The organism is Polaromonas sp. P1_F2, from assembly GCF_056405735.1.
In genome coordinates, this window is record NZ_JBFUBN010000001.1 from 749996 (window position 1) to 773300 (window position 23305).

A 23305-nucleotide genomic window follows, 5' to 3' on the forward strand; every position below is an offset into this window, starting at 1 on the left:
GCCTGCTTCACTTCATAAAAACAATGCAGAACACGTTTCCCTACCCCGAGCGCTCCGCCCCCACCCCACGCCGCCGCGGCGCCCTCGTATGAGGATCGCCGTCATTGGTGCCGGCATCATCGGCATCACCACCGCCTACGAACTGGCCCTGGACGGCCATGACGTCACCGTGTTCGAACGCCGCGGCGCGGCGGCCGAGGAGACCAGCTTCGCCAACGCCGGCCTGGTCGCGCCCGGCTACGTCACGCCCTGGGCCGCGCCCGGCATGCCGCGCAAGGTCCTCAGCCACCTGTTCAGCCGGCACGCGCCCGTCAAGCTCGCCCTGCCGCTGTCGGCCGGTGAACTGGCCTGGATGTGGAAATGGTTTCGCGCCTGCAAGCTCGATACCTACCTGGCCAATCGTGCACGCATGCAGCGCCTGGCCTTTTACAGCCGGGAACGACTGCACCACTTGACCGCCGAGCTGCAACTCGAATATGACGGCAGCCCCGGCTACATGGTCTTGCTCCGCTCCGAAAAGGATAGCAAATTGGTGCAGCCCGGCCTGGCGGTGCTGCGCGAAGCAGGCGTGGCCTTCAAGGAAATCGGCCCCGAGGAGGTTCTCAAGATCGAGCCGGCGCTGAACACGGACACACCCTTCCTGGGCGCGGTGCATCTGCCGAACGACGAGGTGGCCAACTGCCGGCAGTTTGCGCTGCTGCTGAAGAACGAAGCCCAACGCCTGGGCGTGAACTTTGAGTTCAACACCACGGTGGCCGGGCTGGAGCAGGCGCAACCCGCCAGCCTGCTCATCGCTGGTGAAAGCACACCGCGCGGCTTCGACCGGGTGGTCATGTGCGCCGGCCTGGCCTCGGCGCAGCTCTTGAGGCCGCTGGGCCTGAAAATCCCCATGGCGGCGGTTTACGGCTACTCCATCAGCGCACCGATTCGCGAGCCCCTGAACGCGCCACGCAGCGCGCTGATGGACGAACGCTACAAGGTGGCGATTTCACGCCTGGGCAATCGCGTGCGCGTGGCCGGCAGCGCCGAAATCGGCGGCTCGCTGGACAACAAACGGGCCGGCTCCCTGCAAACCCTTTACAAGGTTTTACATGACTGGTTCCCGGGTGCGGCCCAGCTCTCCAACATCGGCGCCAGCGTGCAGGAGTGGAAAGGCGCCAGGCCCATGCTGCCTGACGGGCCGCCCATCATCGGCGACAGCGGCATCCCCGGGCTCTGGCTCAACCTGGGCCACGGATCCAGCGGCTGGGCGCTCAGTTGCGGCAGCGCGCGGGCGCTGGCCGATCTGATGGCAGGGAAAAGCACGGACATCGACATGGAAGGGCTGGACGTCGCTCGCCTTGCCTGAAACCCGACGGGTCCCGTTCCTGCACGGCGCCCGGGGCCGCACAATCGGGCCATGCGAAGAATTTCCAGCGCCCTCAGCGAGCCGCTTCACAGCGTGGCGGCCACCCGCGAACTTGAACGGCTCGCCGCCGCAGGCCTGCCGCCGCACACGCTGATGCAACGGGCCGGCCTTTCGGTCGCCCGCCTGGCGCTGGCCCTGGCGCCGCACGCGCGCCGCATCTGGATTGCCTGCGGGCCCGGCAACAACGGCGGCGACGGTTTCGAGGCCGCCATGCACCTGCACCGCTGGGGCAAAAACGTGACCTTGACCTGGACGGGTCCGCCGCCCGGTAAAACCGGCCAGCCGGCCGACGCGCAGGCCTCGCGCGAACGCGCCCTGGCGGCCGGCGTGCCCATGGCCGCGGAGCCGCCTGAAGGCTTCGATTTCTGCATAGACGCCCTGCTGGGCATAGGCGGCACGCTGGACCCGGCCCGGCCCGGCACTGCCCTGATGCTGGAATGGCTGGCGCGCATGCAGGCCGGCGCCGCACTGCGGCTCGCAGTGGACGTGCCGACCGGCCTGAATGCCGACACCGGGGCGTTCAACCTTGAGCTTGCCGCGGCACCAGAGATCTTTACCTTGAGCCTTTTGACCCTGAAGCCGGGGCTGTTCACCGCGAACGGCCGCGACCGCGCGGGTCAGGTATGGTTTGACGGCCTTGCCACGGCGCCCACCGGCGCGCTGGCACCGGAGGCCTGGCTGCTGGGTGCCGACCGGGCCTCGCAAGCCCCAAGGCATACCAACCCGCACGCCAGCCACAAAGGCAGCTTTGGCGACGTGGCGGTGCTGGGTGGCGAATCCACCGCCCATAGCCACATGGCGGGCGCGGCGCTGCTGGCCGCGCGGGCCGCGCTGCATGCAGGCGCGGGCCGGGTGTATGTGGCGCTGCTCGGCAAGCCGTCGCTCAGCACGGACCCCCAGCAACCCGAATTGATGTTTCGCGCCCCCGAGGCGCTGGACCTGGCGCAGCAGGTGGTGGTGTGCGGCTGTGGCGGTGGCGACGCCGTGCGCGCAGTGCTGCCCAAGGTGCTGTCGGCGGCGCCCCGGCTGGTGCTGGACGCGGATGCGCTCAACGCGATCGCGGCAGACACGCAGCTGCAAACCCAGCTCACGGCCCGCCACCACCGTGGCTATGTGACAGTGCTCACGCCCCACCCGCTCGAAGCCGCCCGGCTGGCAGGAAGCAGCGCCAAAGAAGTGCAAGCTGGCCGGCTGGCGTCCGCCCGCCAGCTGGCTCAGCGTTTTCAGTGCGTCGTGGTGCTCAAAGGCTCAGGGACCGTGATCGCCGCACCGGGCCAGGCTAGCGCCATCAACAACAGCGGCAATGCCCTGCTGGCCACGGCCGGCACCGGTGACGTGCTGGCAGGCATGCTGGGCGCCCGCATAGCCGGGGGGTTGGGAGGTTTTGAAGCGGCATGCAGCGCCGTGTTTGCCCACGGCCGCATGGCCGACGAATGGCCGGCGGAGGCCGGCGGCCAGACGCTGACGGCGTCGGCACTGGCCGGCTGCTAGACGATGACCATCAAGGCAATCTGCAGCAGCACGATCAGCACCAGTGCCGAGATGTCAACCCCGCCCACGACAGGTATCACGCGGCGCAGCGGCGCCAGCACGGGTTCGGTCAGGCGACCCAGCAAGGCATAGGCAGGCGAGCCGGGCTGTATCCACGAGAGGATGGCAAAACCCAGCACCAGGATGAACAGGGTTTGCAGCGCCACACGGACCAGCATCTTGAGCGCGAAAGACAACAGCGTCAGCAAGACCAGGGGCGCCAGCCCAAGCGCTCCCCACAGCATGCCAACCAGCAACGCCCACAGCAGCGCATAAGCTAGCGCCAGCACGGCGGCGGCAATCACGCTGGCCCAATCCACCCGCGACTGCGCCAGCGACCTGGGCAGCGCGCGGCGCAGCGGCTTGACCAGCCAGTCGGTCAGCGCCATCACAAAACTGCCCGGCTGGGCGCTCATGTTGACCCGGACCCAGTTCATCCACGCACGCAGCAGCGCCGCCGCAATCAGCAGGAAAAAAATGGTTTCAAGAAGAAACGACAGGATACGGATCAACATGCGCGGCCTGCCCTGTACGAGAGAGGATGGGAAAAACAATCCATGGCTATTCAGGACTCCTAGCGGCGTGGCTTCTTGCCCTGTTTGCGCCCGGCGCTGCCGGCGGCTTTCTTGACGGCCGCCTTCAGCGCCTGGATGGGCGACTTGGGCGTGCGTTCGCTGCCGGCGCCGCCGGTGCTCCGGCCTGAACCGCTGGTGCGGCTACTGGAGCGGGTTTCCGCGTGCTTGCCCACCGGCTTCTTGCCGGCCTTGCCGGTTCGGGGTTCGCCGGCGTGGCGCGCGGCGCCGCGTTCCTGGGCCGGCAACTCCGTCGCATGGCCGCCAGTCTTGTCCTTCATGGCACGCCCGACCAAGTCTTGGCCCTCGTTCACCAGGCGGAAATCAATCTTGCGGCCGTCCAGGTCCACCCGGCTGACCTGCACCCTCACCCGCGTGCCGATGGCGTAGCGGATGCCGGTGCGCTCGCCGCGCAGTTCCTGGCGGGCTTCGTCGAAGCGGAAGTATTCGCCGCCCAGTTCGGTGATGTGCACCAGGCCTTCGACGTACATCGCGTCCAGCGTGACGAAGATGCCGAAGCCCGTGGCCGCCGTGACAACACCGCCGAACTCTTCGCCGAGATGCTCGCGCATGTATTTGCACTTGAGCCAGGCTTCAACGTCGCGGCTGGCTTCGTCGGCACGGCGTTCGTTGGCGCTGCAATGCAAGCCGGCCGCTTGCCAGGCGAGTTCGTCGGCACTGGCTTTTTTCGGCTTCTGCGTCGGCTCCTTGACGCGCGAGGCCAGCCGTTTGGACAGCTTGGCTTCGGCCTCACCCGGGGTGGGCAGGGTCGGCAACTGGTATTTGGCCTTGTTCAGCACCGCCTTGATGACGCGGTGCACCAGCAGATCAGGGTAGCGCCGGATCGGGCTGGTGAAGTGGGTGTAGGCCTCGTACGCCAGGCCGAAGTGGCCGCTGTTCATGGGCGTGTAGATGGCCTGCTGCATGGAGCGCAGCAGCATCGAATGGATTTGCTGCGCGTCCGGCCTGTCCTTGGTGGCCAACGCGATCTTCTGGAATTCGCCGGGTTCCGGGTCATCGCTGATGGTCATGCCGACGCCGGCCACCTTCAGGTAGTTGCGCAGCATCTCCTTCTTCTCGGGGGTCGGACCTTCGTGCACGCGGTACAGGCCTACATGCTTGCTCTGGGAAATGAAGTCGGCCGAACAGACGTTGGCGGCCAGCATGGCTTCCTCGATCAGGCGGTGGGCCACGTTGCGCGTGCGGGGCACGATTTTTTCGATACGTCCCGCTTCGTCGCAGACGATCTGCGTTTCGGTGGTTTCGAAATCCACGGCTCCGCGCACGCCGCGCTCCTTGAGCAAGGCCTGGTAGACGTCGTGCAGGTCGAGCAAATGCGGCACCAGTGCCTTGCGCTGCGCGGCTTCGGGGCCGCGCGTGTTGGCCAGGATGGCGGCGACCTCGGTGTAGGTGAAGCGCGCCTGGCTGAACATCACCGCCGGATAGAACTGGTAGGCATGGACCTCGCCCTTGGCGTTGACCAGCATGTCGCAGACCATGCACAGGCGCTCGACGTTGGGGTTGAGCGAGCACAGGCCGTTGGAGAGCTTCTCCGGCAGCATGGGAATCACCCGGCGCGGGAAATACACGCTGGTGGCGCGGTCGTAGGCGTCGATGTCGATGGCGCTGCCGGTTTCCACATAGTGGCTCACGTCGGCAATCGCCACCAGCAGGCGCCAGCCCTTGCCGCGGCCGACCTTGGCCGGCTCGCAGTACACGGCGTCGTCAAAGTCGCGGGCGTCTTCGCCGTCGATGGTGACCAGCGGAACGTCGGTCAAGTCGATGCGGTGTTTTTTGTCGGCCGGCCGCACGGCGTCCGGCAGGGAACGGGCCAGGGCCAGGGCCTCGTCGCTGAATTCATGCGGCACGCCATATTTGCGCACCGCGATCTCGATTTCCATGCCGGGGTCGTCGATCTCGCCCAGCACTTCCTTGACGCGGCCCACAGGCTGGCCGAACAGCGCCGGTGGCTCGGTGAGTTGCACCACCACCACCTGGCCGACTTTAGCCGTGCCGGTGGCGCCCTTGGGGATCAGTACGTCCTGGCCGTAGCGCTTGTCTTCGGGCGCGACCAGCCAGACGCCGCTTTCCTGCAACAGGCGGCCAATGATGGGGTTGGAGGAGCGCTCGATGATTTCGGTCACGCGGCCTTCAGGCCGGTTTTTGCGGTCATGCCGCACGATGCGCGCCTTGACGCGGTCCTTGTGCAGCACTGCGCGCATCTCGTTGGGCGGCAGGTAAATATCCGCCTCGCCGTCATCGCGCAATACGAAACCATGGCCGTCGCGGTGGCCGGAAACGGTGCCCTCGAATTCAGCGAGCAGACCGGAGGAATGGGCGGACGATCCGCCCGCATGGGAGTGAGTTGTTTTGATAAAAAGTCTCTATTTGTTGGAGGCTGCTGGCTTTGAGTATGCAGCCGAAATATTTCAGGAAAATTTGCGGGCCGAGGCCTCAGAAAGCATTCAAGTAATGGTACACTGCTAGCTGTGCCCGGGTGGCGGAATTGGTAGACGCGCACGGTTCAGGTCCGTGTATCGCAAGATGTGGAGATTCGAGTTCTCTCCCGGGCACCAGATACACCAAACAGCTTTGCCAGACTCTGAAACGAGCTCTGGAAGAAAGCAAGATTAAAGCCACTGTGACCCAGTGGCTTTTTTTGTGGCCGGACCCCATCTTCAGGTCCGGCTTTTCGTCCGCGGTCTTAATCAAACAGGTACGGCAATCAGGTCATGGCCCTGGGTTCCGACGATGCGGGCCCGGGTGAATTCACCGACTTTCAGCGTCTTGCTGATTTTCTCGGGCGGCAACAGCTTGACCACGCCATCGATCTCGGGCGCGTCGGCATAAGAACGCCCGGTGCCTCCCTTTCGGCCCAGCGCCGGGGCCGAATCCACCAGCACCTGCATGGTCGCGCCAATGCGTTGCTGAAGCTTCTGGCTGGACACCGCCTCGGCAACCGCCATGAAACGGGCGCGCCGCTCTTCACGCAATTCCATCGGCAGCATCCCGGGAATATCGTTGGCCGTCGCGCCTTCCACGGCGCTGTAAGCAAAGCAGCCCGCGCGGTCAATTTTGGCTTCGCGCATGAAGTCCAGCAGGTGCTCGAATTCCGCCTCGGTTTCACCCGGAAAACCGGCGATAAAGGTGCTGCGGATCACGATCTCAGGGCAGATCTCGCGCCAGCGCGCAATACGCTCGAGGTTTTTCTCGCCGCTGGCCGGCCGCTTCATGCGTTTGAGCACATCCGGATGGCTATGCTGCAGCGGAACGTCCAGGTAAGGCAGCACCTTGCCGGTGGCCATCAAGGGCAGCACTTCATCCACACGGGGATACGGGTACACGTAATGAAGGCGCACCCAGGCACCGTAGGGCTCGGCGATTTCGCCCAGCGCCTGCACCAGCTCCAGCATGCGCGTCTTGACGGGTTTACCGTCCCAGAATCCGGTGCGGTATTTCACGTCCACTCCGTAGGCCGAGGTGTCCTGGCTGATCACCAGCAACTCCTTCACGCCGCCCTCAAACAGTGCACGCGCCTCATTGAGCACGTCGCCTATGGGCCGCGACACCAGGTCGCCGCGCATCGAGGGGATGATGCAGAAGGTGCAGCGGTGGTTGCAACCTTCGCTGATCTTCAGGTAGGCGTAATGCCGGGGCGTGAGCTTGATGCCGGCAATGCCGAAGGCGTTGGGCACCAGGTCTACAAAAGGATCATGCGGCTTGGGCAGGTTCAGGTGGACTGCGTCCATGACCTCCTGCGTGGCGTGCGGACCGGTCACGGCCAGTACGCTGGGGTGCATCTGGCGCACCAGGTTGCCGCCGTCCTCGCCCGCCTTGGCACCCAGGCAACCCGTGACGATAACCCGGCCGTTTTCGGCGAGGGCCTCGCCGATGGTGTCCAGGCTTTCCTTGACCGCATCGTCGATGAAACCGCAGGTGTTGACGATCACCAGGTCCGCGCCTTCAAAGGTCTTGGAGGTCTGGTAGCCCTCGGCGCTCAATTGCGTGAGGATCAATTCGGAGTCGGTCAGGGCTTTGGGGCAGCCCAGGCTGACAAAACCGACGCGCGGCGCGGCCTTGCTGTTGACGGGTAAGGATGGGGAAATAACTTCGCTCATGGGGTCTATTGTCTCAGGGCGGCAAGATTGATGGGGATCGCCAGAAATTCAATTGCCGGGATGCAGGGCAAGGCGCCCGGAGCGCAGGAACCGGAATGCACTTGCGGTGCATGAGGACTCCGAGCACTGCGCAACGCCGCCATGCGCCCGGAAATTGGATTTATGGCGATTCCCTACTTTTTAAGGCCGAAGGCCTGCAGCATCTGCTCGCTCTGCTTTTGCATCTGCTCTTGCATCTGCGTGAAAACGGTTTTGGATTGCTCCACATAGGTGCCCATCATGCCTTGCATCATGGGCGACTGGGCGTTCATGAACTGCGCCCACATTTCAGGGCTCAGCCCTTTGGACTGCTCGGCCATCTTGACCTGCAGATCCATGAAGCTCTGGACATTTTTTTCCAGGTAGGCGCCCATGAAGCCCTGCATCGCGTTGCCGTAAAAACGGATGATGTTGGCCAGCACCGCTTCGGTGAACATGGGCTCGCCGCCGCTCTCTTCTTCAAGAATGATCTGCAACAGGATGCTGCGCGTCAGGTCTTCGTTGGTCTTGGCATCGCGCACCACAAAATCAGCACTGTCCATCACCAGCTGGCGAACCTCGGTGAGCGTGATGTAGGTCGACGTTTCCGTGTCGTAGAGCCGGCGGTTCGGGTATTTCTTGATCACGCGAGACGCCGCAGCCTTGCCGGCAGACCGGCCGCTTTTGGCGCCGGAATTGCCGTCGGCAGCCGCTTCGCCCTGTGAAGGCGGAAGGCTGGATGCCGGGCTGGTGGATTTGCTTTTTGGCACTGATTTCTCCTCTGAATGACGGCCGGCATTGAGATGCCGGAGTTCCATACATTCTAGGAATTCTGATGTACTCAATCCCCTTGGTTTACCCTGTGTGATGGGCCCCGCATCACCGTGGATGCGAAAGCCTGGACAGGAACCATTCTGAGGGAATTGGTAGGCGCGATTGGACTCGAACCAACGACCCCCACCATGTCAAGGTGGTGCTCTAACCAGCTGAGCTACGCGCCTAAGGACTGTTCGAAGCTAGCAGTATAGCATTTATTTTTAGCCCCACGGTCGCTCACTGCGTGTAGCTCCCTGCCCCCGAGGGGCCGCTGCGCCTGCGGCCCGGCAAAGCCGGTTCCGCGGCCCCTACTGGTGTGGGATACAGCCCTCCTACACTCGCTCGCTGCTTGCCGCGAGAGGTGCACTCAGCGCCTGCGCGCCGAGCGCACGCCCGGCACTTCGGCCACGATGCCCAGCACCTGGTTGAGGCGGCCTGATTGCGCGACTTCGACGGTGAAGGTCATCCAGGCGGTGCCGCCGCGATTGTCTTTCACCGACTGCGTCTGCACGCCGATCACGTTCATTTTTTCCTTGGCGAACACTTCGGAAATATCGCGCAGCAGGCCCTGCCGGTCGGCCGCCTCGACGGCGACATCCACCGGGTAGACCGCGCCGTCGGGCGTCTTGGGCGAATTCCATTGCACCTCGATCACGCGGTCCGGGCTGCCGGCCGCCATGTTGCGAAAGTTGCTGCAGTCGCTGCGATGGATGCTGACGCCTTTGCCCTTGGTGACAAAGCCAAGGATCTCATCAGGCGGCGCGGGCTTGCAGCACTTGGCCAGTTGCGTCAGCAGGGATCCCATGCCGACGACCAGCACACCGCCGCCCGCCTTCTTTGCATTCGCGTTGGGCGCACGCGCCTTTTTTGCCAGCACGTAATCGTCCTGGCTCAACACCGGCTCGGGCGGCCTGAGCATGTTCTCTATCGTGCGCAGGGACAACTCGTCTTTGCCCACGACCTCAAACAAATCCTCCGCCGCCTTGAAGCCGAGCTGCGCCGCCAGGTCGTCCAGCTTCATCGCCGTCTTGCCTTCGCGTTGCAGCAGTTTTTCGACGGCCTCGCGGCCCCGGGCCACCGTCTGCTCCATCGCCAGCGCGTTGAACCAGGCGCGCACCTTGGATTTCGCACGGTGGCTGGACAGAAAGCCCAACTCGGGGTTGAGCCAGTCGCGCGAAGGCCCGCCTTCCTTGACGGTGATGACTTCCACGGTCTGGCCGTTCTGCAGCGGTGTATTGAGCGGCACCATGACACCGTCGATGCGCGCGCCGCGGCAGCGGTGGCCCAGGCTGGTGTGCACGCTGTAGGCGAAGTCCACCGTGGTCGCGCCTTGCGGCAACTCCACAATGGCGGCGTCAGGCGTCAGCACGTAAATGCGGTCTTCAAACAGCCCTTGTTTGTCATCGCGCGCGCGTTGGGCGGCGGGACCCGAGAGATCGCGCTCCCAGGCCAGCAACTGCCGCAGCACGGCGATCTTGGCGTCGTATTCGCTGCTGGCCGAGACCCCGCCATAACCCTTGGTGCCGGCCTCCTTGTAAGCCCAGTGCGCGGCGACACCGTGCTCTGCGTGGTCGTGCATAGCCTGGGTGCGCACCTGGATTTCCACCGCCCTGCCCGCGTCGTCGCGCACCACGGTGTGCAGTGACTGGTAGCCGTTGGTCTTGGGCTTGGCGATGTAGTCGTCGAACTCGCCGTCCACCGGTGTGAAGCGTGAATGCACGAAGCCAAGTGCCGCGTAGCAGCCCTTCACGTCGGCGGCGATCACGCGCAGCGCGCGGATGTCGAAGACCTGCTCGAAGTCCAGCGACTTGCCGCGCATTTTCTTGACGATGCTGTAGATGTGCTTGGGCCGGCCCTGCACCAGTGCGGCGATGCCGTTCTGGTTCAGTTCGCGTTCCAGCTGCGCGCGCAGGGCTTCCATGAAGCCCTCGCGCTCCACACGCTTTTCATCGAGCAGGCGCGCCGTCTGCTTGTAGGTTTCGGGCTCCAGGAAGCGGAAGGCCAAATCTTCCATTTCCCATTTGATCTGCCAGATGCCCAGTCGGTTGGCCAGCGGTGCGAAGACGTGCAGCGACTCATAAGCCAAAGACAGCGGCGCGGCCTGCCGCGTCGCGGCATAGTGGCGCAGGGTCTGCAGGCGCGACGCCAGCCGCAGCATCACCACTCGCAGGTCGCGCGAAAACGCCAGCAGCATCTTGCGCACGTTCTCGGTCTGGGCGGCCGGGTCGTCCAGCAACTGCGCCTTCGCATTGGCGCTGCGCGCCTGGCGTTGCACCTGCACCAGCTTGGTGGTCTCCATCGCCAGCGCGGCATAGTTGGCGCCGAAGGCTTTGGTGATCACTTCCTGCGGCTTGGTCAGGTGCTGGCACGCATAGACCAGATAGGTGGCCGCCTGCATGGCTTCCGAGCCGCCTATGGTTTTCAGGATGGAGGCAACCGCATCGGCGTGCGCCAGGATGTTCTCGCCCGTGTCGTGCGTTTCCGTGGCGATCAGGGGCTCGGCGAACGCGCGGGCCCGGGCCAGCGCATGCGGCTGGTCCGGAAGGCTGTCGGCCGTGGCGGTCACGATGGAGGCGTTCGCCCCCTGGGAGGCTGTCGGGCCACCGGGCCCGACCACATTGCTTTTCATGAAACTTCAGTCAAATAAGTTGGCGGGCCTCAGCCCAGCAGAAATCCCGCCACGGCGGCGACCTGGTCAGCGGCAACCAGAGTGGGCGCGTGTCCCACTCCCGCAAATTGCACCAGGCGGGCGCGCGGCCCGCGCTGCGTCATGGCCTGGGCTGTCTGGATGCTGAGCAGGTCGGACTGCTGGCCCCGTATGACCAGGGTTTCAGCCTTGATATTGTCGTAGAGCTGCCAGAGCATGGTTTCACCCTGGCGCGCGGACTCCTCGGTTTCCAGTTTGAAAGGCACGGCAATGGCCGGGTCGTAATGCAGCCGCCACTGGGCATCGGCGGCGTCCGAGACGCGCCTGAGCATGGGGCGTGACAGCGACAGCCACTGCTCGGGCGTGTGCGGGCCGAAGCTTTGGGAAATCGCCCACATCGCATCGGCCGCCTCCTGCACCGACCCGAAATGGCCGGCCTGGCCCAGATAGGTGCCGATCCGCACGATGGCCTGCCACTCGATGGCCGGCCCCACGTCATTAAGTACCAGGCGACGCACCGGCGCCGGCAGGGGCAAGTCAGGCGTTCCACACACCGCCACGCCGATCAGCCCGCCCATGCTGGTGCCCACCCAGTCCAACGAGGTAACTGGCGCCTGGGCGTGCAACTGGCCCAGCATCGCCAGCATGTCGCCCGCATAAGTGCGCAACTGATAGCCCATGGGCTCCTTGAGCCAGTCGCTTTCGCCGCGGCCCACGACGTCGGGGCAGACCACACGTATGCCGTCCCGCGCCTGCTCGGACAAGGCCTGTGCCAGCGTGTCGAAATCGCGCCCCTGGCGCGACAGGCCGTGCACACACACCACCAGGTGCTCGCTGTCCGGCCTGCCCCATTGCCAGTACGCCATGCGGTGGCCGCCCGAGGCGTCGGGGCAATTTACGTAGTTCAGCGTAGGTTGGGTCATGGCGCGGCAGTTCAATTCAAAGGCTTGATAATTGCTTGAGAAATCAACCAGGCGCGGCGTGCACAACGCGAGGCCCGGTCTCCCAGTTCAACCATCGTAAATCATCCGGAGAAACAATATGCTCAAAGGTAAAACAGCCCTCGTCACCGGCTCGACCAGCGGGATAGGCCTGGGCATCGCCAAGGCGCTGGCGGCGCAAGGCGCCAACATCGTCATCAACGGCTTCGGCGATGTGGACGGCCCCAAGGCCGAAGTGGAAGCGCTGGGCGCGCGCGTGGCTTACCACGGCGCCGACATGAGCAAGGTCGCCGACATCGAGGACATGATGCGTTACGCCGCCGCGCAGTTCGGCCAGGTCGACATCCTGGTCAACAACGCCGGCATCCAGCATGTGGCCCGCGTCGAGAACTTCCCGGTCGAACGATGGGATGCCGTGATCGCCATCAACCTCAGCAGCGCCTTCCATGCCACCCGCTTGGCCCTGCCCGCCATGCTGGCGGCCAACGGCGGCAAGGGATGGGGCCGTATCATCAACGTGGCCTCGGTCCACGGCCTGGTCGGCTCCGCCGAAAAATCCGCCTACGTCGCAGCCAAGCACGGCATCGTCGGCCTGACCAAGGTCACCGCGCTCGAGAACGCCACCACCGGCGTCACCTGCAACGCGATCTGCCCGGGCTGGGTGCTCACGCCGCTGGTGCAAAAACAGGTGGACGCCAAAGCCGCCGCCGGCAGCATCAGCAACGAGGCCGCCACCAAACAATTGCTGGGCGAAAAAGAACCTTCCATGCAGTTCACCACGCCCGAAGAGCTGGGCGCGCTGGCGGTGTTTTTCTGCTCGCCGGCCGGCAACAATGTGCGCGGCGTGGCCTGGAACATGGACGGCGGCTGGGCGGCGCAGTAAGCGCCTTCGCTTCCCCTTACAGCATCCGGCTCACGTAGTCGCCTATCGCCAGCGAGCTCGTCAGCCCCGGCGATTCAATGCCGAAAAGATTGACCAGGCCCGCCACCCCGTGATCGCGCGGTCCCTGGATCAAGAAGTCTTTGGCCGCTTCGTGCGGCGCCTGGATCTTGGGGCGTATGCCGGCGTAGCCCGGCGTCAGCGCGCCGTCGGCCAGCGCGGGCCAGTACTTGCGCACCTCGGCATAAAAAGCGTCGCCGCGCGCCGGGTCCACCACCAGGTCTTCGGGCGAATCCACCCATTGCACGTCGGGGCCGAACTTGGCCTGGCCGCCCATGTCCACGGTGAGGTGCACGCCCAGGCCCGCGGCCTCGGGCACCGGGTAGATCAAGCGGCTGAACGGAGAGCGCCCCGGCAGCGTGAAGTAGTTGCCCTTGGCGTAATGGCTGGGCGGCACATGCTGCGCGGGCAGGCCCGCAAAGCGCGCGGCCAGGTGCTGTGCCTGCAAGCCCGCGGCGTTGACGACGGTGGTGGCCTCGAGTTCAGTGCCGTCCTCCGCTACCAGGTAAATCGCCGCCGGCTGGCACTCAGCCCGCGCCAGCGGCGAACTCAGCGCGACCAGCCCGCCCGCATTCTCCAGGTCGCCCTGCAGTGCCAGCATCAGGCCGTGGCCGTCGACAATGCCGGTGCTGGGCGAATGCAGCGCGGCCACGCATTCGAGTTGCGGCTCCAGCGCAAGGGCTTGCTCACGCGTCAGCAGCACCAGGTCGTTCACGCCGTTGGCGGCTGCCTTGTCGCGTATGCCTTGCAGCTGCGCGACCTGGGCCTCGCTTGTTGCCACGATCAGCTTGCCGCAGCGCCTGTGGCCTATGCCGCGCTCGGCGCAGTAGGCATACAACAAGCCCTTGCCTTCAACGCACAGCTTCGCCTTGAGCGAGCCTTGCGGGTAATAGATGCCGGCGTGGATCACCTCGCTGTTGCGCGAACTGGTGCCCGTGCCTATCGCATCGGCGGCCTCCAGCACCATCACTTCCCTGCCCCGCAGCGCCAGCGCGCGTGCCACGGCCAGGCCCACCACGCCCGCGCCAATCACCACGCAATCGACTTTGTCCATCAGCGGCCTTCAAAACCTTCAATGACGTTGACGGCATTGGTGCCCAGCGCGGCGGCCGCATAGCCGCCCTCCAGCACGAACACCGTGGGCAGGCCCAGCTTGCCCAGGCGTTCGCCAAGGCGGATAAAGTCGCCGGGTTGCAGCGCGAACTTGGAAATCGGGTCTTCGGCAAAGGTATCCAGCCCCAGCGACACCACCAGCGCGTCGGCGCTGAAGGTGTTGATGCGCAGGCACGCTGCTTCCAGCGCCTCGAACCAGCGCGGCATCGTGCAGCCCGCCGGCAGCGGCAGGTTCAGGTTGAAGCCTGCGCCTTCGCCCGCACCGGTCTCGTCGGCATGGCCCAGGTAGAACGGGTACTCGGTCATGGGGTCGCCGTGCACGCTCACGAAGAGCACGTCGGCACGATGGTAAAAAATGCTTTGCGTGCCGTTGCCGTGGTGGTAATCGACGTCGAGCACCGCCACGCGCGCCGCGCCGCCGTCGCGCAAGGCCTGGGCCGCCACGGCAGCGTTGTTCAGGAAACAATAGCCGCCCATGAAATCGGGCCCTGCATGGTGGCCGGGCGGGCGGCTGCAGCAAAAGGCGGCGCGCTCACTGCCGCTGCCCAGCAAGGCCGCGGCGCTGGCGGCGGCGTCCGCGCCGGCCTTGGCGGCCTGCCAGGTGCCGGCCGACAGCGGCGAGCCGTTGTCCATCGAATACAAGCCAAGCCGCGCGGTGAAATTGACGGGCTCGACGTCGCTGCGCAAGGTGCGTACCGGCCATACCGAGGGAAAAGGCTGGCGGCCATCGTTGCCGTCTTCCAATGCAACCCAATCGCGCCAGGCATGCTCCAGAAACGCCAGGTAGCGGGCGGTGTGCACCTTGGCCAGCACCCCGCGGCTGTCGGCATGCGGCGTGCGCAGGACGTGGCCGCGCTCGCTCAGCCGGGCTTTGACGTACTCGGCACGCGCCGGCGTTTCAAAACAGGGCACACGCTCGCCGCGGAAAAATTCGTACTGCGGAGCATGGGCGTGATGGCTGTCGCTGAAAAAGGTGAGCATGGTGAACGTACCTGGGTAAAAAGTGCAGGCGACCGCTGACAGGTTTCAGAGCTTGCGCGGGTCGGTCTTGAGCAGCAATTCGACCAGCGAGCGCAAGCTGGCCTTGAGCGGTTCGGCGCCCGGCGCCAGCGCGAAGGAGCTTTCGTCCATGTAGAGCTTGCGATTGATCTCCAGCTGGATACTGTGCCGGTGTTCGGCCGGCCGGCTGTAGCGCCGGACCAGTTCTACGCCTTTGTAGGGATGGTTGTAAGCCACGCTGTAGCCGCGCGCCTTCAGGTGCTCGCACACCAGCCTGGACAAGGCCTTGCCGGCGGTCGTGCCTTCGCGGTCGCCCACCACGAAGTCGGCGTGCGCCTCACCCGGAAAATCCGTGGCGCTGCTGGACGCCACCGCGGGCATGGAGTGGCAATTGATGTGGATGCTGTAGCCGTGCTGCCCGTGGGCGGCATCAATCGCCCGCGCGACGGCCGCGTGGTAAGGCTTCCAGCACTGTTCAATGCGCGCCTGGATTTCCGCCACGCCCAGCTTGCGGTCGTACAGCGGTACCCCTTCATCGGTGGTGCGCCAGATCAGGCCTTTGCCCAGGCGTACCTTGGACAATATTTTGGGGTCGGTCTCCACCGGCCCGGGCCAGGGGCCGTCCAGCAAGCTCACGTCCATTTCGGTGGTGTTGCGATTCGCATCGAGGTAGCTGCGCGGGAAGTGCGCCTCAATCCAGTGCACGCCCAGGCCGGGGGCAAAGTCGTAGAGCTTTTCAACGTGGGTGTCTTCGGCGCTGCGAAGCACGGCAAGCGCGCAAGCGTGCCTGAAATCCGCCGGGTACACCGTTCCGCTGTGGGGAGAATCCAGGACCAGCGGGGTGCTTCCGGGCAGGTGGGTAATGAGCTGCATGGCCTTGACTTTAGCACCGCAAAAATCAGCGCAAGCGATCCCGCAAGGCCATGTGCCCCCGCCGCGCGCCGCGCGCAAACTTCCGTTTGTCCTACAGGGATTTAACTGTTGCACCCACAAAAATGGGCCCGCACGGCCCTTAAATTTCACGACGGAAAGCAACAACACGCGGCTGTTTCGCCACAAGCGTGACGCCGTCCATTCATCTCTTGAAGGAAGCAACATGCCATCATTGACCCGAACCTTTTCAGCCACCGTACTGGCCGTCGCCGCGTTGGCAGCAGCCACTGGCGCACAAGCGCAAAGCTCCACGTCCAGCTCCGGCATGTCGAGCAGCAACTATTCGTTTTATGCACCGGGCTCGCGATATTTCGGCCTTAACGTGGGCCAATCGGACTTCTCGCTGCCCAGTGGCGCAGGCGCCTTCCCTTCGGACAACAAGGACACCTCGTACAACCTCTACGGTGGTAGTTATTTCAATAACAACTTCGGCCTGGAACTCGGCTATACCGATTTCGGCAAGGCCAACCGCGGCGGCGGACAGACAGAGGCGCAAGGCATCAACCTGAGCCTGGTCGGCCGCCTGCCGCTGAGCAACTCCTTCAACCTGCTGGGCAAGGTCGGCACGACCTACGGGCACACCCGCGTGTCCGCCTTGCCGGCTTCCGGCCTCGCCTCCGGCAGCGAGAGCAACTGGGGTATCTCTTACGGCATAGGTGCCGAATGGGCCTTCACCCCGGCCCTGTCGGCCGTGCTGGCATGGGACGAGCATGACTTGAAGTTCGTCGGCACCGGCAAGGAGCGCGTCAGCACCACCAGCCTGGGCCTGCGCTACCGCTTCTGATAGGCCTCCGGGCGCGCCCGCCGCGCCCGCCACCAGCTCGCACGCCGTCACAGGCCGCGGGCTTTTTCACATCTCCGGCAGGCTCCCGCCTGGGTTCGCGGGCCCCGCAGGCGCCAGCATTTCCTGCAACAGCCAGGTGCCGGCACGCCCCAGAGGGCGCTGGCGCGACCACACGGCATCAACCGGCACCCGCCGCGGCCAGCCGCGCGCGTCGAGCTCCGCCAACTTGCCGGTGGCAAAGCGCGTGACCATCCAGCGCGGAATCGCCGCCCAGCCAAACCCCAGCACCGCCATTTCCATCAGCATGAGATAGCTGGGCGCCGACCATGCGCGGCGCGACTGGGGCAGGCCCTGGGCACCCTGCTCTATATAGGTATCCAGCCGCAGCTCACGGTAGTCGGTCAGCAGGTCCGGCGTCAGGTCCTTGAGGCTGGCGAGCGGATGGGCGGTGGCGACGAACAAGGTGATTTCAGACTGCTCGGCAATCGTGGCCGAGCCGATGTCGGGCGGGTAAGCGTTTTGCGCGGCCACCACGCCGATGTGCGCCCGCCCGGTCTGCACCAGCGAGACCAGGTCGCCGTGCTCGGCAATCAGGCATTCGAATTCAAGGTCGGGAAAGCGCTGCTCAAAAGCCAGCAGCATTTCCTCAAATCGGTCGGACTGGTAGGTGTCCGACCAGACCACGCTGAGCTTAGGCTCCATGCCGCCGCCCAACTGGCTGGCGGCGCGGTCCAGCCGGTCGCTGGCGGCCAGGATTTCCTGCACCTTGCCCAGCATCACCCGGCCATGCTCCGTCAGCGCCGGCTTGCGGGTGCCGCGGTCAAACAGGGTGATGCCCAGGTCGATCTCCAGGTTGGCGATCGCGGTGCTCACGGTCGACTGGCTTTTGCCTAGCTTGCGGGCCGCAGCCGAAAACGAGCCCAGGGTGGCGGCTTCGGCAAAGGCGGTCAGTGCTTCCGGGGAATGGCGCATGGCGCGGCTTTTTATCTGTTTAATAGATGATTATTGATTTTAATCCATCCAAAATAGCGATGAAAATACAGTCATCGCCACCCGATATCAAGCTTGGGGGCCGACATCAAGCAGAAAGTGAAGTGCACCGTGAGTCCGCAGAAATCAGTCAAGGAACGCTTTTTCCACGCCCTGGGGTTCGAAATCCTGGCCATCGCCATTTGTGCGCCGCTGGGCGCCTGGCTTCTTGGCTATTCGCTGGCGCACATGGGCCTGCTGACCTTGATGGTTTCGCTCATGGCCATGAGCTGGAACATGGTGTTCAACGCCCTCTTCGACCAGGCGCAGCAACGCATGGGCTTTCAGCGCACGCTGGGCGCCCGCGCCGTGCACGCCGTGCTGTTTGAGATCGGCCTGATCATCGCAGTGGTTCCGCTGGCCGCCTGGTGGCTGGACATCGGCCTCTGGGAAGCCTTTGTACTGGACATCGCCATCGTGCTGTTCTTCCTGCCCTATACCTTCTGCTTCAACTGGGCATACGACCACCTGCGTGCCAAGGTCGTCGCCCGCAAGCGCCGCCAGAAGCAGAAGGCCTGCGCCTCGGCGGCCTGAGCGATCCAATCCGGGGGCAGCCTGCACCGCCCCGTCTCCGTCATTTCATCTGCACAGAGCCCGACACGTTGACCAGCACCGTGCTTTTGCCGGCTTCGACCGGAACGCTGGCATCGGCCATTTCGGCTTTGGCCGACATCGCCATCATGCGGGGACGCGGCGGCGGATTCTGGTCGTTGGCGTTGATGGAGACTTCGCGCAGGCTATAGCTCGAAAAGCCGAAGCTGCGCGCCACTTCGCCGGCCTTGGCCTTGAAGCGCTCGATGGCCTGCGCCTGGGCCTCGCCCTCCACCTTGGCGCGCTGTTCGCGGCTCAGGGCAAAACTCACGTTGCTCATGGTGAGGGTCTGGATCTTGCCCGCCGTGCCGGTGATGCGCGGAAAGTCCCTTCCCTCCAGCACCAGTTCGGTGGAGCCCTGCCAGCCGTTGATCTTGCCGTCCTTGCCGTAGCGCGGGTAGAGGCTGAAGTTGCCGGTGCGCACGTCCATCTGGCCCGGCGCGGCCGCCTGCTTGGCCTGCGCCAGCGCGGTATCCAGCGCCTGTTTGAGCTGGGTCTGCACAACGCCGGCATCGGTGCCGTCGCGCGTGGTGCTCAGGGAAATTGACAGCAGGTCCTGCTGCACTTCCACAGAGCCCGTGGCCGACAGCTGGGCCACGTTCTGTAGGGTTTCAGGGCGCATGGTCTGGGCCATCACGCTGGAGGCGATGGCAGCGCCCGCCAGCAGGACACAGACAGCAATCGATTTGGAAGTTCGCATTGGAATTTACCTTTCAGGTGGTTGATCTTGCTTTTGGCCACAGTTGTGCAGCCGGGAAAGACATGAAACGAAAAAGAAAACAAAAAGGGGTTGGAGAGGCCAGGAATAAAGGCCAGGAATTTGGGGATTTGGCAAGTCGTGCCTGCCACGTGCTCGCCGGTAGCCGCTCGGTCCGCCGGATTTTTCCGGCTTGGCAAGTGGCCGTTTTGAGGAAGTGCCGGCGTTTCGCACAACGCGTGGGCCGCGATTTTCACATGCTCTTTTCCCGGCAGGTGTAGGAGGATTTCCACAATCAAATCCCGTGCGTGCATGCAGCCGCAACTTATGTAACAGTGTGTCAAAGTGACTGAAAAACGAGACATCGCGTGTTTTCAGCCTTCAAAATGGCTCTGTTACAAATTACCAGACGACTATGACCCAAGCCCAACCCAACGCCCGTGCCGACAAAATCCTGATTCTTGACGACGATGCCCGCATCCGCGACCTGCTGCGCCGCTACCTGGCCCAGGAGGGTTTTGAAGTCATCCTGGCCGAAGACAGCAAGGCCCTGAACCGCATCATGCTGCGTGATGCCGTCGACCTGATCGTCCTGGACCTGATGATGCCCGGCGAAGACGGCCTGTCCATCTGCCGCCGGCTGCGCGCCGCCAACGACCGCACCCCCATCATCATGCTGACCGCCAAAGGCGAGGACGTGGACCGCATCGTCGGCCTGGAAGTCGGCGCCGACGACTACCTCGCCAAGCCCTTCAACCCCCGCGAGCTTCTGGCCCGTATCCACGCGGTGCTGCGCCGCCGGCCGACAGCCGAAGTGCCCGGTGCCCCATCCAGCGACCAGGAAGTCATCACCTTCGGCCCCTTCTCGTTCGACATGGGCCTGCGTACCCTGCACAAGAACGGCGAAGAACTGCCGCTGACCACCGGCGAATTCGCCATGCTGAAAACCCTGGTGCGCCACCCGCGACAGCCGCTGTCCCGCGAAAAGCTGGCGCAGCTGGCCCGCGGCCGCGAGTTCGAACCCTTCGACCGCAGCCTGGACGTGCAGGTTTCCCGCCTGCGCAAGCTGATCGAAGTGGACGCGGCGGTGCCCCGCTACATCCAGACGGTCTGGGGCATTGGCTACGTGTTCGTGCCGGACGGCACTAACTAGCCCCCACGGTCGCTCACTTTGTGTAGCTCCCTGCCCCCCGAGGGGGCCGCCCGCCTGCGGCCTGGCAAAGCCAGTTCCGCGGCTCATGCTGGCTTGAAGAATTCCATCGCCAGTGGAGGCCGCCTGGACACGACGTGTGCCCGCAACAGGCGGCAACAGCATGCCTGCTGCCGCGCAGGCTTATCGTGCTAACGTCCATGATCGATTGATCGCCTGCACTCGCGGCACGTACCCACTTTTTATGGACGCCACCAACCCGGTCCCCCTTGAAACCGCCCCGGCACCGCTGGAGATGCGCCCGCGGCGCGGCTTCAGCCTGTTCTGGCGGACGTTTTTCTTCCTGTCGCTGCTGCTGTTCGGCTCCATCGTGGCCTGGCTTCAGACCTTCCGGGCACTCGAATCCGAGCCGCGCGCCATCCAGAGCGCGCAGCAGCTGGCCTCGCTGGTCAACCTGAGCCGGGCCGCCCTGCGCTACTCCGACGCCATCGCCCGCGTCTCGCTGATCAAGACCCTGGCCGACGAGGAACGCGTGCGCATCACGCCACGTGAGCCCAAGGACAAGTTCGAGCTGTTCGAGAGCGACGAGCTGGGCGAGCGCACCGCCGAGGAACTCAAGGCACGGCTGGGCAACGGCACCGTCGTGGCCAGCAGCGTCAACGGCCAGAAGGGCCTGTGGGTGGGCTTTGCCATCGACGGCGACTCCTACTGGCTGCTCACCGACCCCTCCAAGATAGGCCCGTCCCGCAACAGCACCTGGGTCATCTGGCTGATCACGGCGGCGGTGCTGTCGCTCGCGGGCGCGGCCTTTATCGCCAGGCTGATCAACCGGCCGCTCAAGCAGCTGTCCTTCGCGGCCAGCCGCATGCGCGACGGCGATTTCGACGCCAGCCTGCTCGACGAGAAAGTTGCGACCAGCGAGATCCGCGAGGTCAACATCGGCTTTAACCGCATGGCCGAGCAGCTCTCCAAGATCGAACAGGACCGGGTCATCATGCTGGCCGGCATTTCGCACGATTTGCGTACGCCGCTGGCGCGCCTGCGCCTGGAAACCGAGATGAGCGTCACCGACGCCGACGCCCGCGAACACATGGCGGCCGACATCACCCAGCTCGACGCCATCATCGATAAGTTCCTCGACTACGCCCGGCCCGAGCCGCCACGGCTGGAGCGCGTTTCGCTCAATGCCGTCGTCGATGCCGCGGTGTATGCCGTGGCCGACTACGAAGACATGCGCGTGACCGTCGCCATTCCCGACGACATGGCGGTCCTGGCCGACGAGGTCGAGCTGTCCCGCGTGATCTCCAACCTGCTGGAAAACGCCAGGCGCTACGGCAAGACGCCTGAAACCGGCATCGCGCTGGTGGACATCGCGGCCAAGAGCCGCGACCAGTGGGTGCTGATCAAGGTGCGCGACCACGGCATGGGCGTGGCGCCCGAAACCCTGTCCAAGCTCACGCGGCCGTTCTTCCGCGGCGATGCGGCGCGCACGGCGGCTACCGGCGCGGGCCTGGGCCTGGCGATTGTCGAAAAAACCATTCACCGCATGGGCGGCGTGTTCGGCCTGGCCAACACCGGTTCGGGCGGACTGGCCGCGCACATCAAGCTGCGCCGGAGCTAGGCCTCCCCTCGGGAAGCCGCTCAGTAAATCAGCACCACCGCGCGGGCTTCCATGCTCAGGCCCTGCCCGACCGGGCCCAGCTTCTCGGCCGTCTTGGCCTTGACGTTCACCTGCCCCACCTCCAGCCCCAGGGTTTTGGCGATGTTCGCCCGCATGGCCGCGATGTAGGGGGCCAACTTGGGCGCCTGGGCGATCACGGTGCTGTCGATGTTGGCGATGCTGTGGCCGCGCTCCTTCAGCAGGCGCCCCACTTCCGCCAGCAGCACCGACGAGTCGGCGCCCTTGAAACGCGCATCGGTGTCGGGGAAGTGCGAACCGATGTCGCCGAGGGCCGCAGCGCCCAGCAAGGCGTCGGTGATCGCATGCAGCAGTACGTCGGCATCCGAATGCCCCAGCAGGCCCACGCTATGAGGGATATCCACCCCGCCGATGATCAGTTTGCGCCCGGGCACCAGCGCATGCGTGTCCCAGCCCTCGCCGATTCGAAAGTTGACGCTGCTCATGGATGCCTTTTTGTCGGAGTTGTGATGGGACTCGGGGACTACTTGCCGCGCCGCCCGAAAATCGCTTCCGCCAGCGCGAAATCTTCCGGATAGGTGACCTTGAAGTTCTCCGCGCTGCTGCTCACCAGCCGGGGCGCCAGGCCCACCGCCTCCATCGCGCTGGACTCGTCCGTAACGCGGTCGCCGGTTTTCTCCAGCGCGTCGATCAGCATGCCGATGCGGAACATCTGCGGCGTCTGCGCCAGCCATTTTTCGCTGCGGTCTATGGTGCTCGCCACGCGGCCGCCACGCTCGCTTTTGAGCGTGTCCGGCAGTTTTTGCGCCAGCAGGCCGCCCACGGCATCGTCGCGGCAGGCGGCAATCAGGGCTTCGATCTGTTCGGGCATCACCAGGCAGCGCGCGGCGTCATGCACCAGCACCCAGTCGTCCAGCGTGGCACCGCCGGGCTGCGCCACCATGGCCTTGAGGCCGTTGAGCACCGTTGCCGCCCGTGTCGCGCCGCCGCCCGGCAGCAAGTGCTCGTTGGGCTGCTTGTAATCGGGAAAGACGCTCAAAAACTCCTGATCGAACGGCGAAATCACCACCCAGAGCGCGGCAAAAGTTCCTGAGAGCGCCCGAAAAGCCTCCACGGTGTGCCGCACCATGGGCAGTCCGGCGATCACCTGGTACTGCTTGGCCTGGACCGTGCCGGCACGGCTGCCCTGCCCGGCACAGGGGATCAGGGCAAAAAAACGGGACTCGGAATGGATATTGGCGCGGCTTGTCGTCATAACTTCATCATAGATTCTAAAATCAAGGGATTGAACACACGCAGGCACCCCACTCCGGATGGTTTGGGGTGCCTGCCTTTTGCCGAATGATTTTCCGATTGACTTGTTGAAAACCTGGCCAGCCG

General features: G+C 64.7%; 21 protein-coding genes and 2 tRNA genes. 9 read left to right on the forward strand and 14 right to left on the reverse strand.

All coding sequences use genetic code 11. The annotated features are described in order from the left end of the window. Positions 1 to 88: 88 nt before the first annotated feature. Positions 89 to 1348, forward strand: a complete 1260-nt coding sequence (locus AC1D0O_RS03700) for a D-amino acid dehydrogenase (RefSeq protein ID WP_477652191.1) — start codon at positions 89 to 91, stop codon at positions 1346 to 1348. 51 nt (positions 1349 to 1399) lie between these two features. Further along, positions 1400 to 2899, forward strand: coding sequence for an NAD(P)H-hydrate dehydratase (locus tag AC1D0O_RS03705; RefSeq protein WP_477652192.1), 1500 nt, complete (start codon positions 1400 to 1402; stop codon positions 2897 to 2899). Here the strand turns inward: AC1D0O_RS03705 and AC1D0O_RS03710 are convergent. Both AC1D0O_RS03710 and rnr read right to left on the reverse strand, forming a co-directional pair. Continuing rightward, positions 2896 to 3453: a YggT family protein gene (locus AC1D0O_RS03710; protein ID WP_477652193.1), complete on the reverse strand. Its 558-nt coding sequence runs from the start codon at positions 3451 to 3453 to the stop codon at positions 2896 to 2898. The genes AC1D0O_RS03705 and AC1D0O_RS03710 overlap by 4 nt on opposite strands. A gap of 59 nt (positions 3454 to 3512) precedes the next feature. Then, positions 3513 to 5834 (reverse strand): ribonuclease R, encoded by a 2322-nt coding sequence (gene rnr / locus AC1D0O_RS03715; protein WP_477652248.1) that lies wholly within the window; start codon positions 5832 to 5834, stop codon positions 3513 to 3515. Between the two features lie 167 nt (positions 5835 to 6001). On the opposite strand from rnr, the gene AC1D0O_RS03720 reads away from it, so the two are divergent. After that, positions 6002 to 6086, forward strand: a tRNA-Leu gene (locus tag AC1D0O_RS03720). A 132-nt stretch (positions 6087 to 6218) separates the two neighbouring features. Here the strand turns inward: AC1D0O_RS03720 and rimO are convergent. From rimO to AC1D0O_RS03745, 5 genes are all read right to left on the reverse strand, one after another. Next, positions 6219 to 7628 (reverse strand): 30S ribosomal protein S12 methylthiotransferase RimO, encoded by a 1410-nt coding sequence (rimO, locus tag AC1D0O_RS03725; protein ID WP_477652194.1) that lies wholly within the window; start codon positions 7626 to 7628, stop codon positions 6219 to 6221. A gap of 173 nt (positions 7629 to 7801) precedes the next feature. Beyond that, positions 7802 to 8293 carry a polyhydroxyalkanoate synthesis repressor PhaR gene (phaR, locus tag AC1D0O_RS03730; RefSeq protein WP_477652249.1) on the reverse strand — a complete coding sequence of 164 codons (492 nt, stop codon included), beginning with the start codon at positions 8291 to 8293 and terminating at the stop codon, positions 7802 to 7804. 277 nt (positions 8294 to 8570) lie between these two features. Further along, positions 8571 to 8647, reverse strand: a tRNA-Val gene (locus AC1D0O_RS03735). A gap of 182 nt (positions 8648 to 8829) precedes the next feature. Then, entirely contained in the window at positions 8830 to 11091 is a 2262-nt protein-coding gene (locus tag AC1D0O_RS03740; RefSeq protein WP_477652195.1) for a RelA/SpoT family protein, read from the reverse strand. Between the two features lie 29 nt (positions 11092 to 11120). After that, positions 11121 to 12032, reverse strand: coding sequence for an alpha/beta fold hydrolase (locus AC1D0O_RS03745; protein WP_477652196.1), 912 nt, complete (start codon positions 12030 to 12032; stop codon positions 11121 to 11123). Between the two features lie 118 nt (positions 12033 to 12150). Here AC1D0O_RS03745 and AC1D0O_RS03750 point away from each other — a divergent pair, with 118 nt between their 5' ends. After that, positions 12151 to 12933 (forward strand): 3-hydroxybutyrate dehydrogenase, encoded by a 783-nt coding sequence (locus AC1D0O_RS03750; protein ID WP_477652197.1) that lies wholly within the window; start codon positions 12151 to 12153, stop codon positions 12931 to 12933. Positions 12934 to 12949: 16 nt separating this feature from the next. On the opposite strand, the gene AC1D0O_RS03755 is transcribed toward AC1D0O_RS03750, so the two are convergent. The 3 genes from AC1D0O_RS03755 to AC1D0O_RS03765 are packed head-to-tail and all read right to left on the reverse strand — an operon-like array spanning position 12950 to position 15975. Beyond that, positions 12950 to 14044 (reverse strand): NAD(P)/FAD-dependent oxidoreductase, encoded by a 1095-nt coding sequence (locus AC1D0O_RS03755; RefSeq protein ID WP_477652198.1) that lies wholly within the window; start codon positions 14042 to 14044, stop codon positions 12950 to 12952. Next, positions 14044 to 15084, reverse strand: a complete 1041-nt coding sequence (locus AC1D0O_RS03760) for a histone deacetylase family protein (protein ID WP_477652199.1) — start codon at positions 15082 to 15084, stop codon at positions 14044 to 14046. Before AC1D0O_RS03760 ends, AC1D0O_RS03755 begins: the two co-directional genes overlap by 1 nt. Before the next feature lie 45 nt (positions 15085 to 15129). After that, positions 15130 to 15975 (reverse strand): N-formylglutamate amidohydrolase, encoded by an 846-nt coding sequence (locus AC1D0O_RS03765; RefSeq protein ID WP_477652200.1) that lies wholly within the window; start codon positions 15973 to 15975, stop codon positions 15130 to 15132. A gap of 223 nt (positions 15976 to 16198) precedes the next feature. Between AC1D0O_RS03765 and AC1D0O_RS03770 the strand changes: the two genes are divergently transcribed. Next, positions 16199 to 16819 carry an outer membrane beta-barrel protein gene (locus AC1D0O_RS03770; RefSeq protein ID WP_477652201.1) on the forward strand — a complete coding sequence of 207 codons (621 nt, stop codon included), beginning with the start codon at positions 16199 to 16201 and terminating at the stop codon, positions 16817 to 16819. 66 nt (positions 16820 to 16885) lie between these two features. On the opposite strand, the gene AC1D0O_RS03775 is transcribed toward AC1D0O_RS03770, so the two are convergent. Beyond that, the gene (locus AC1D0O_RS03775) at positions 16886 to 17791 is read right to left on the reverse strand and encodes a LysR family transcriptional regulator (RefSeq protein ID WP_477652202.1); all 906 of its coding nucleotides are present in this window, start codon (positions 17789 to 17791) and stop codon (positions 16886 to 16888) included. A 129-nt stretch (positions 17792 to 17920) separates the two neighbouring features. Here AC1D0O_RS03775 and AC1D0O_RS03780 point away from each other — a divergent pair, with 129 nt between their 5' ends. Continuing rightward, on the forward strand, positions 17921 to 18382 hold the full coding sequence (locus AC1D0O_RS03780; RefSeq protein ID WP_477652203.1) for a multidrug/biocide efflux PACE transporter: 462 nt from the start codon (positions 17921 to 17923) through the stop codon (positions 18380 to 18382). A 40-nt stretch (positions 18383 to 18422) separates the two neighbouring features. On the opposite strand, the gene AC1D0O_RS03785 is transcribed toward AC1D0O_RS03780, so the two are convergent. Continuing rightward, complete coding sequence (locus AC1D0O_RS03785; RefSeq protein ID WP_477652204.1) at positions 18423 to 19139, reverse strand: SIMPL domain-containing protein; 717 nt, start codon at positions 19137 to 19139, stop codon at positions 18423 to 18425. Here AC1D0O_RS03785 and AC1D0O_RS03790 point away from each other — a divergent pair. The 3 genes from AC1D0O_RS03790 to AC1D0O_RS03800 all read left to right on the forward strand — a co-directional run bounded on the left by AC1D0O_RS03790 (position 19139) and on the right by AC1D0O_RS03800 (position 21907). Continuing rightward, a complete protein-coding gene (locus AC1D0O_RS03790) occupies positions 19139 to 19417 on the forward strand; it encodes a hypothetical protein (protein ID WP_477652205.1) in 279 nt (92 codons plus the stop codon). The genes AC1D0O_RS03785 and AC1D0O_RS03790 overlap by 1 nt on opposite strands. A 134-nt stretch (positions 19418 to 19551) precedes the next feature. Next, positions 19552 to 20289, forward strand: a complete 738-nt coding sequence (gene ompR, locus AC1D0O_RS03795; protein ID WP_007866319.1) for an osmolarity response regulator transcription factor OmpR — start codon at positions 19552 to 19554, stop codon at positions 20287 to 20289. A 241-nt stretch (positions 20290 to 20530) separates the two neighbouring features. Then, a complete protein-coding gene (locus tag AC1D0O_RS03800; RefSeq protein ID WP_477652206.1) occupies positions 20531 to 21907 on the forward strand; it encodes a sensor histidine kinase in 1377 nt (458 codons plus the stop codon). A 20-nt stretch (positions 21908 to 21927) separates the two neighbouring features. On the opposite strand, the gene ispF is transcribed toward AC1D0O_RS03800, so the two are convergent. Further along, positions 21928 to 22410 carry a 2-C-methyl-D-erythritol 2,4-cyclodiphosphate synthase gene (ispF, locus tag AC1D0O_RS03805; RefSeq protein WP_477652207.1) on the reverse strand — a complete coding sequence of 161 codons (483 nt, stop codon included), beginning with the start codon at positions 22408 to 22410 and terminating at the stop codon, positions 21928 to 21930. 38 nt (positions 22411 to 22448) lie between these two features. Beyond that, positions 22449 to 23180 carry a 2-C-methyl-D-erythritol 4-phosphate cytidylyltransferase gene (gene ispD / locus AC1D0O_RS03810; RefSeq protein WP_477652208.1) on the reverse strand — a complete coding sequence of 244 codons (732 nt, stop codon included), beginning with the start codon at positions 23178 to 23180 and terminating at the stop codon, positions 22449 to 22451. Positions 23181 to 23305 lie beyond the last annotated feature (125 nt).

What these genes read in the sequence shown, in the direction of transcription:
- AC1D0O_RS03705 (WP_477652192.1), top strand. Translation starts at nt 1,400, where the DNA reads ATGCGAAGAATTTCCAGCGCCCTCAGCGAGCCGCTTCACAGCGTGGCG.
- AC1D0O_RS03755 (WP_477652198.1), bottom strand. Translation starts at nt 14,044, where the DNA reads ATGGACAAAGTCGATTGCGTGGTGATTGGCGCGGGCGTGGTGGGCCTG.
- AC1D0O_RS03770 (WP_477652201.1), top strand. Translation starts at nt 16,199, where the DNA reads ATGCCATCATTGACCCGAACCTTTTCAGCCACCGTACTGGCCGTCGCC.
- AC1D0O_RS03750 (WP_477652197.1), top strand. Translation starts at nt 12,151, where the DNA reads ATGCTCAAAGGTAAAACAGCCCTCGTCACCGGCTCGACCAGCGGGATA.
- AC1D0O_RS03745 (WP_477652196.1), bottom strand. Translation starts at nt 12,032, where the DNA reads ATGACCCAACCTACGCTGAACTACGTAAATTGCCCCGACGCCTCGGGC.
- AC1D0O_RS03700 (WP_477652191.1), top strand. Translation starts at nt 89, where the DNA reads ATGAGGATCGCCGTCATTGGTGCCGGCATCATCGGCATCACCACCGCC.
- ispF (WP_477652207.1), bottom strand. Translation starts at nt 22,410, where the DNA reads ATGAGCAGCGTCAACTTTCGAATCGGCGAGGGCTGGGACACGCATGCG.
- AC1D0O_RS03740 (WP_477652195.1), bottom strand. Translation starts at nt 11,091, where the DNA reads ATGAAAAGCAATGTGGTCGGGCCCGGTGGCCCGACAGCCTCCCAGGGG.
- AC1D0O_RS03710 (WP_477652193.1), bottom strand. Translation starts at nt 3,453, where the DNA reads ATGTTGATCCGTATCCTGTCGTTTCTTCTTGAAACCATTTTTTTCCTG.
- rimO (WP_477652194.1), bottom strand. Translation starts at nt 7,628, where the DNA reads ATGAGCGAAGTTATTTCCCCATCCTTACCCGTCAACAGCAAGGCCGCG.
- AC1D0O_RS03775 (WP_477652202.1), bottom strand. Translation starts at nt 17,791, where the DNA reads ATGCGCCATTCCCCGGAAGCACTGACCGCCTTTGCCGAAGCCGCCACC.
- ompR (WP_007866319.1), top strand. Translation starts at nt 19,552, where the DNA reads ATGACCCAAGCCCAACCCAACGCCCGTGCCGACAAAATCCTGATTCTT.
- AC1D0O_RS03765 (WP_477652200.1), bottom strand. Translation starts at nt 15,975, where the DNA reads ATGCAGCTCATTACCCACCTGCCCGGAAGCACCCCGCTGGTCCTGGAT.
- AC1D0O_RS03800 (WP_477652206.1), top strand. Translation starts at nt 20,531, where the DNA reads ATGGACGCCACCAACCCGGTCCCCCTTGAAACCGCCCCGGCACCGCTG.
- AC1D0O_RS03760 (WP_477652199.1), bottom strand. Translation starts at nt 15,084, where the DNA reads ATGCTCACCTTTTTCAGCGACAGCCATCACGCCCATGCTCCGCAGTAC.
- AC1D0O_RS03785 (WP_477652204.1), bottom strand. Translation starts at nt 19,139, where the DNA reads ATGCGAACTTCCAAATCGATTGCTGTCTGTGTCCTGCTGGCGGGCGCT.
- ispD (WP_477652208.1), bottom strand. Translation starts at nt 23,180, where the DNA reads ATGACGACAAGCCGCGCCAATATCCATTCCGAGTCCCGTTTTTTTGCC.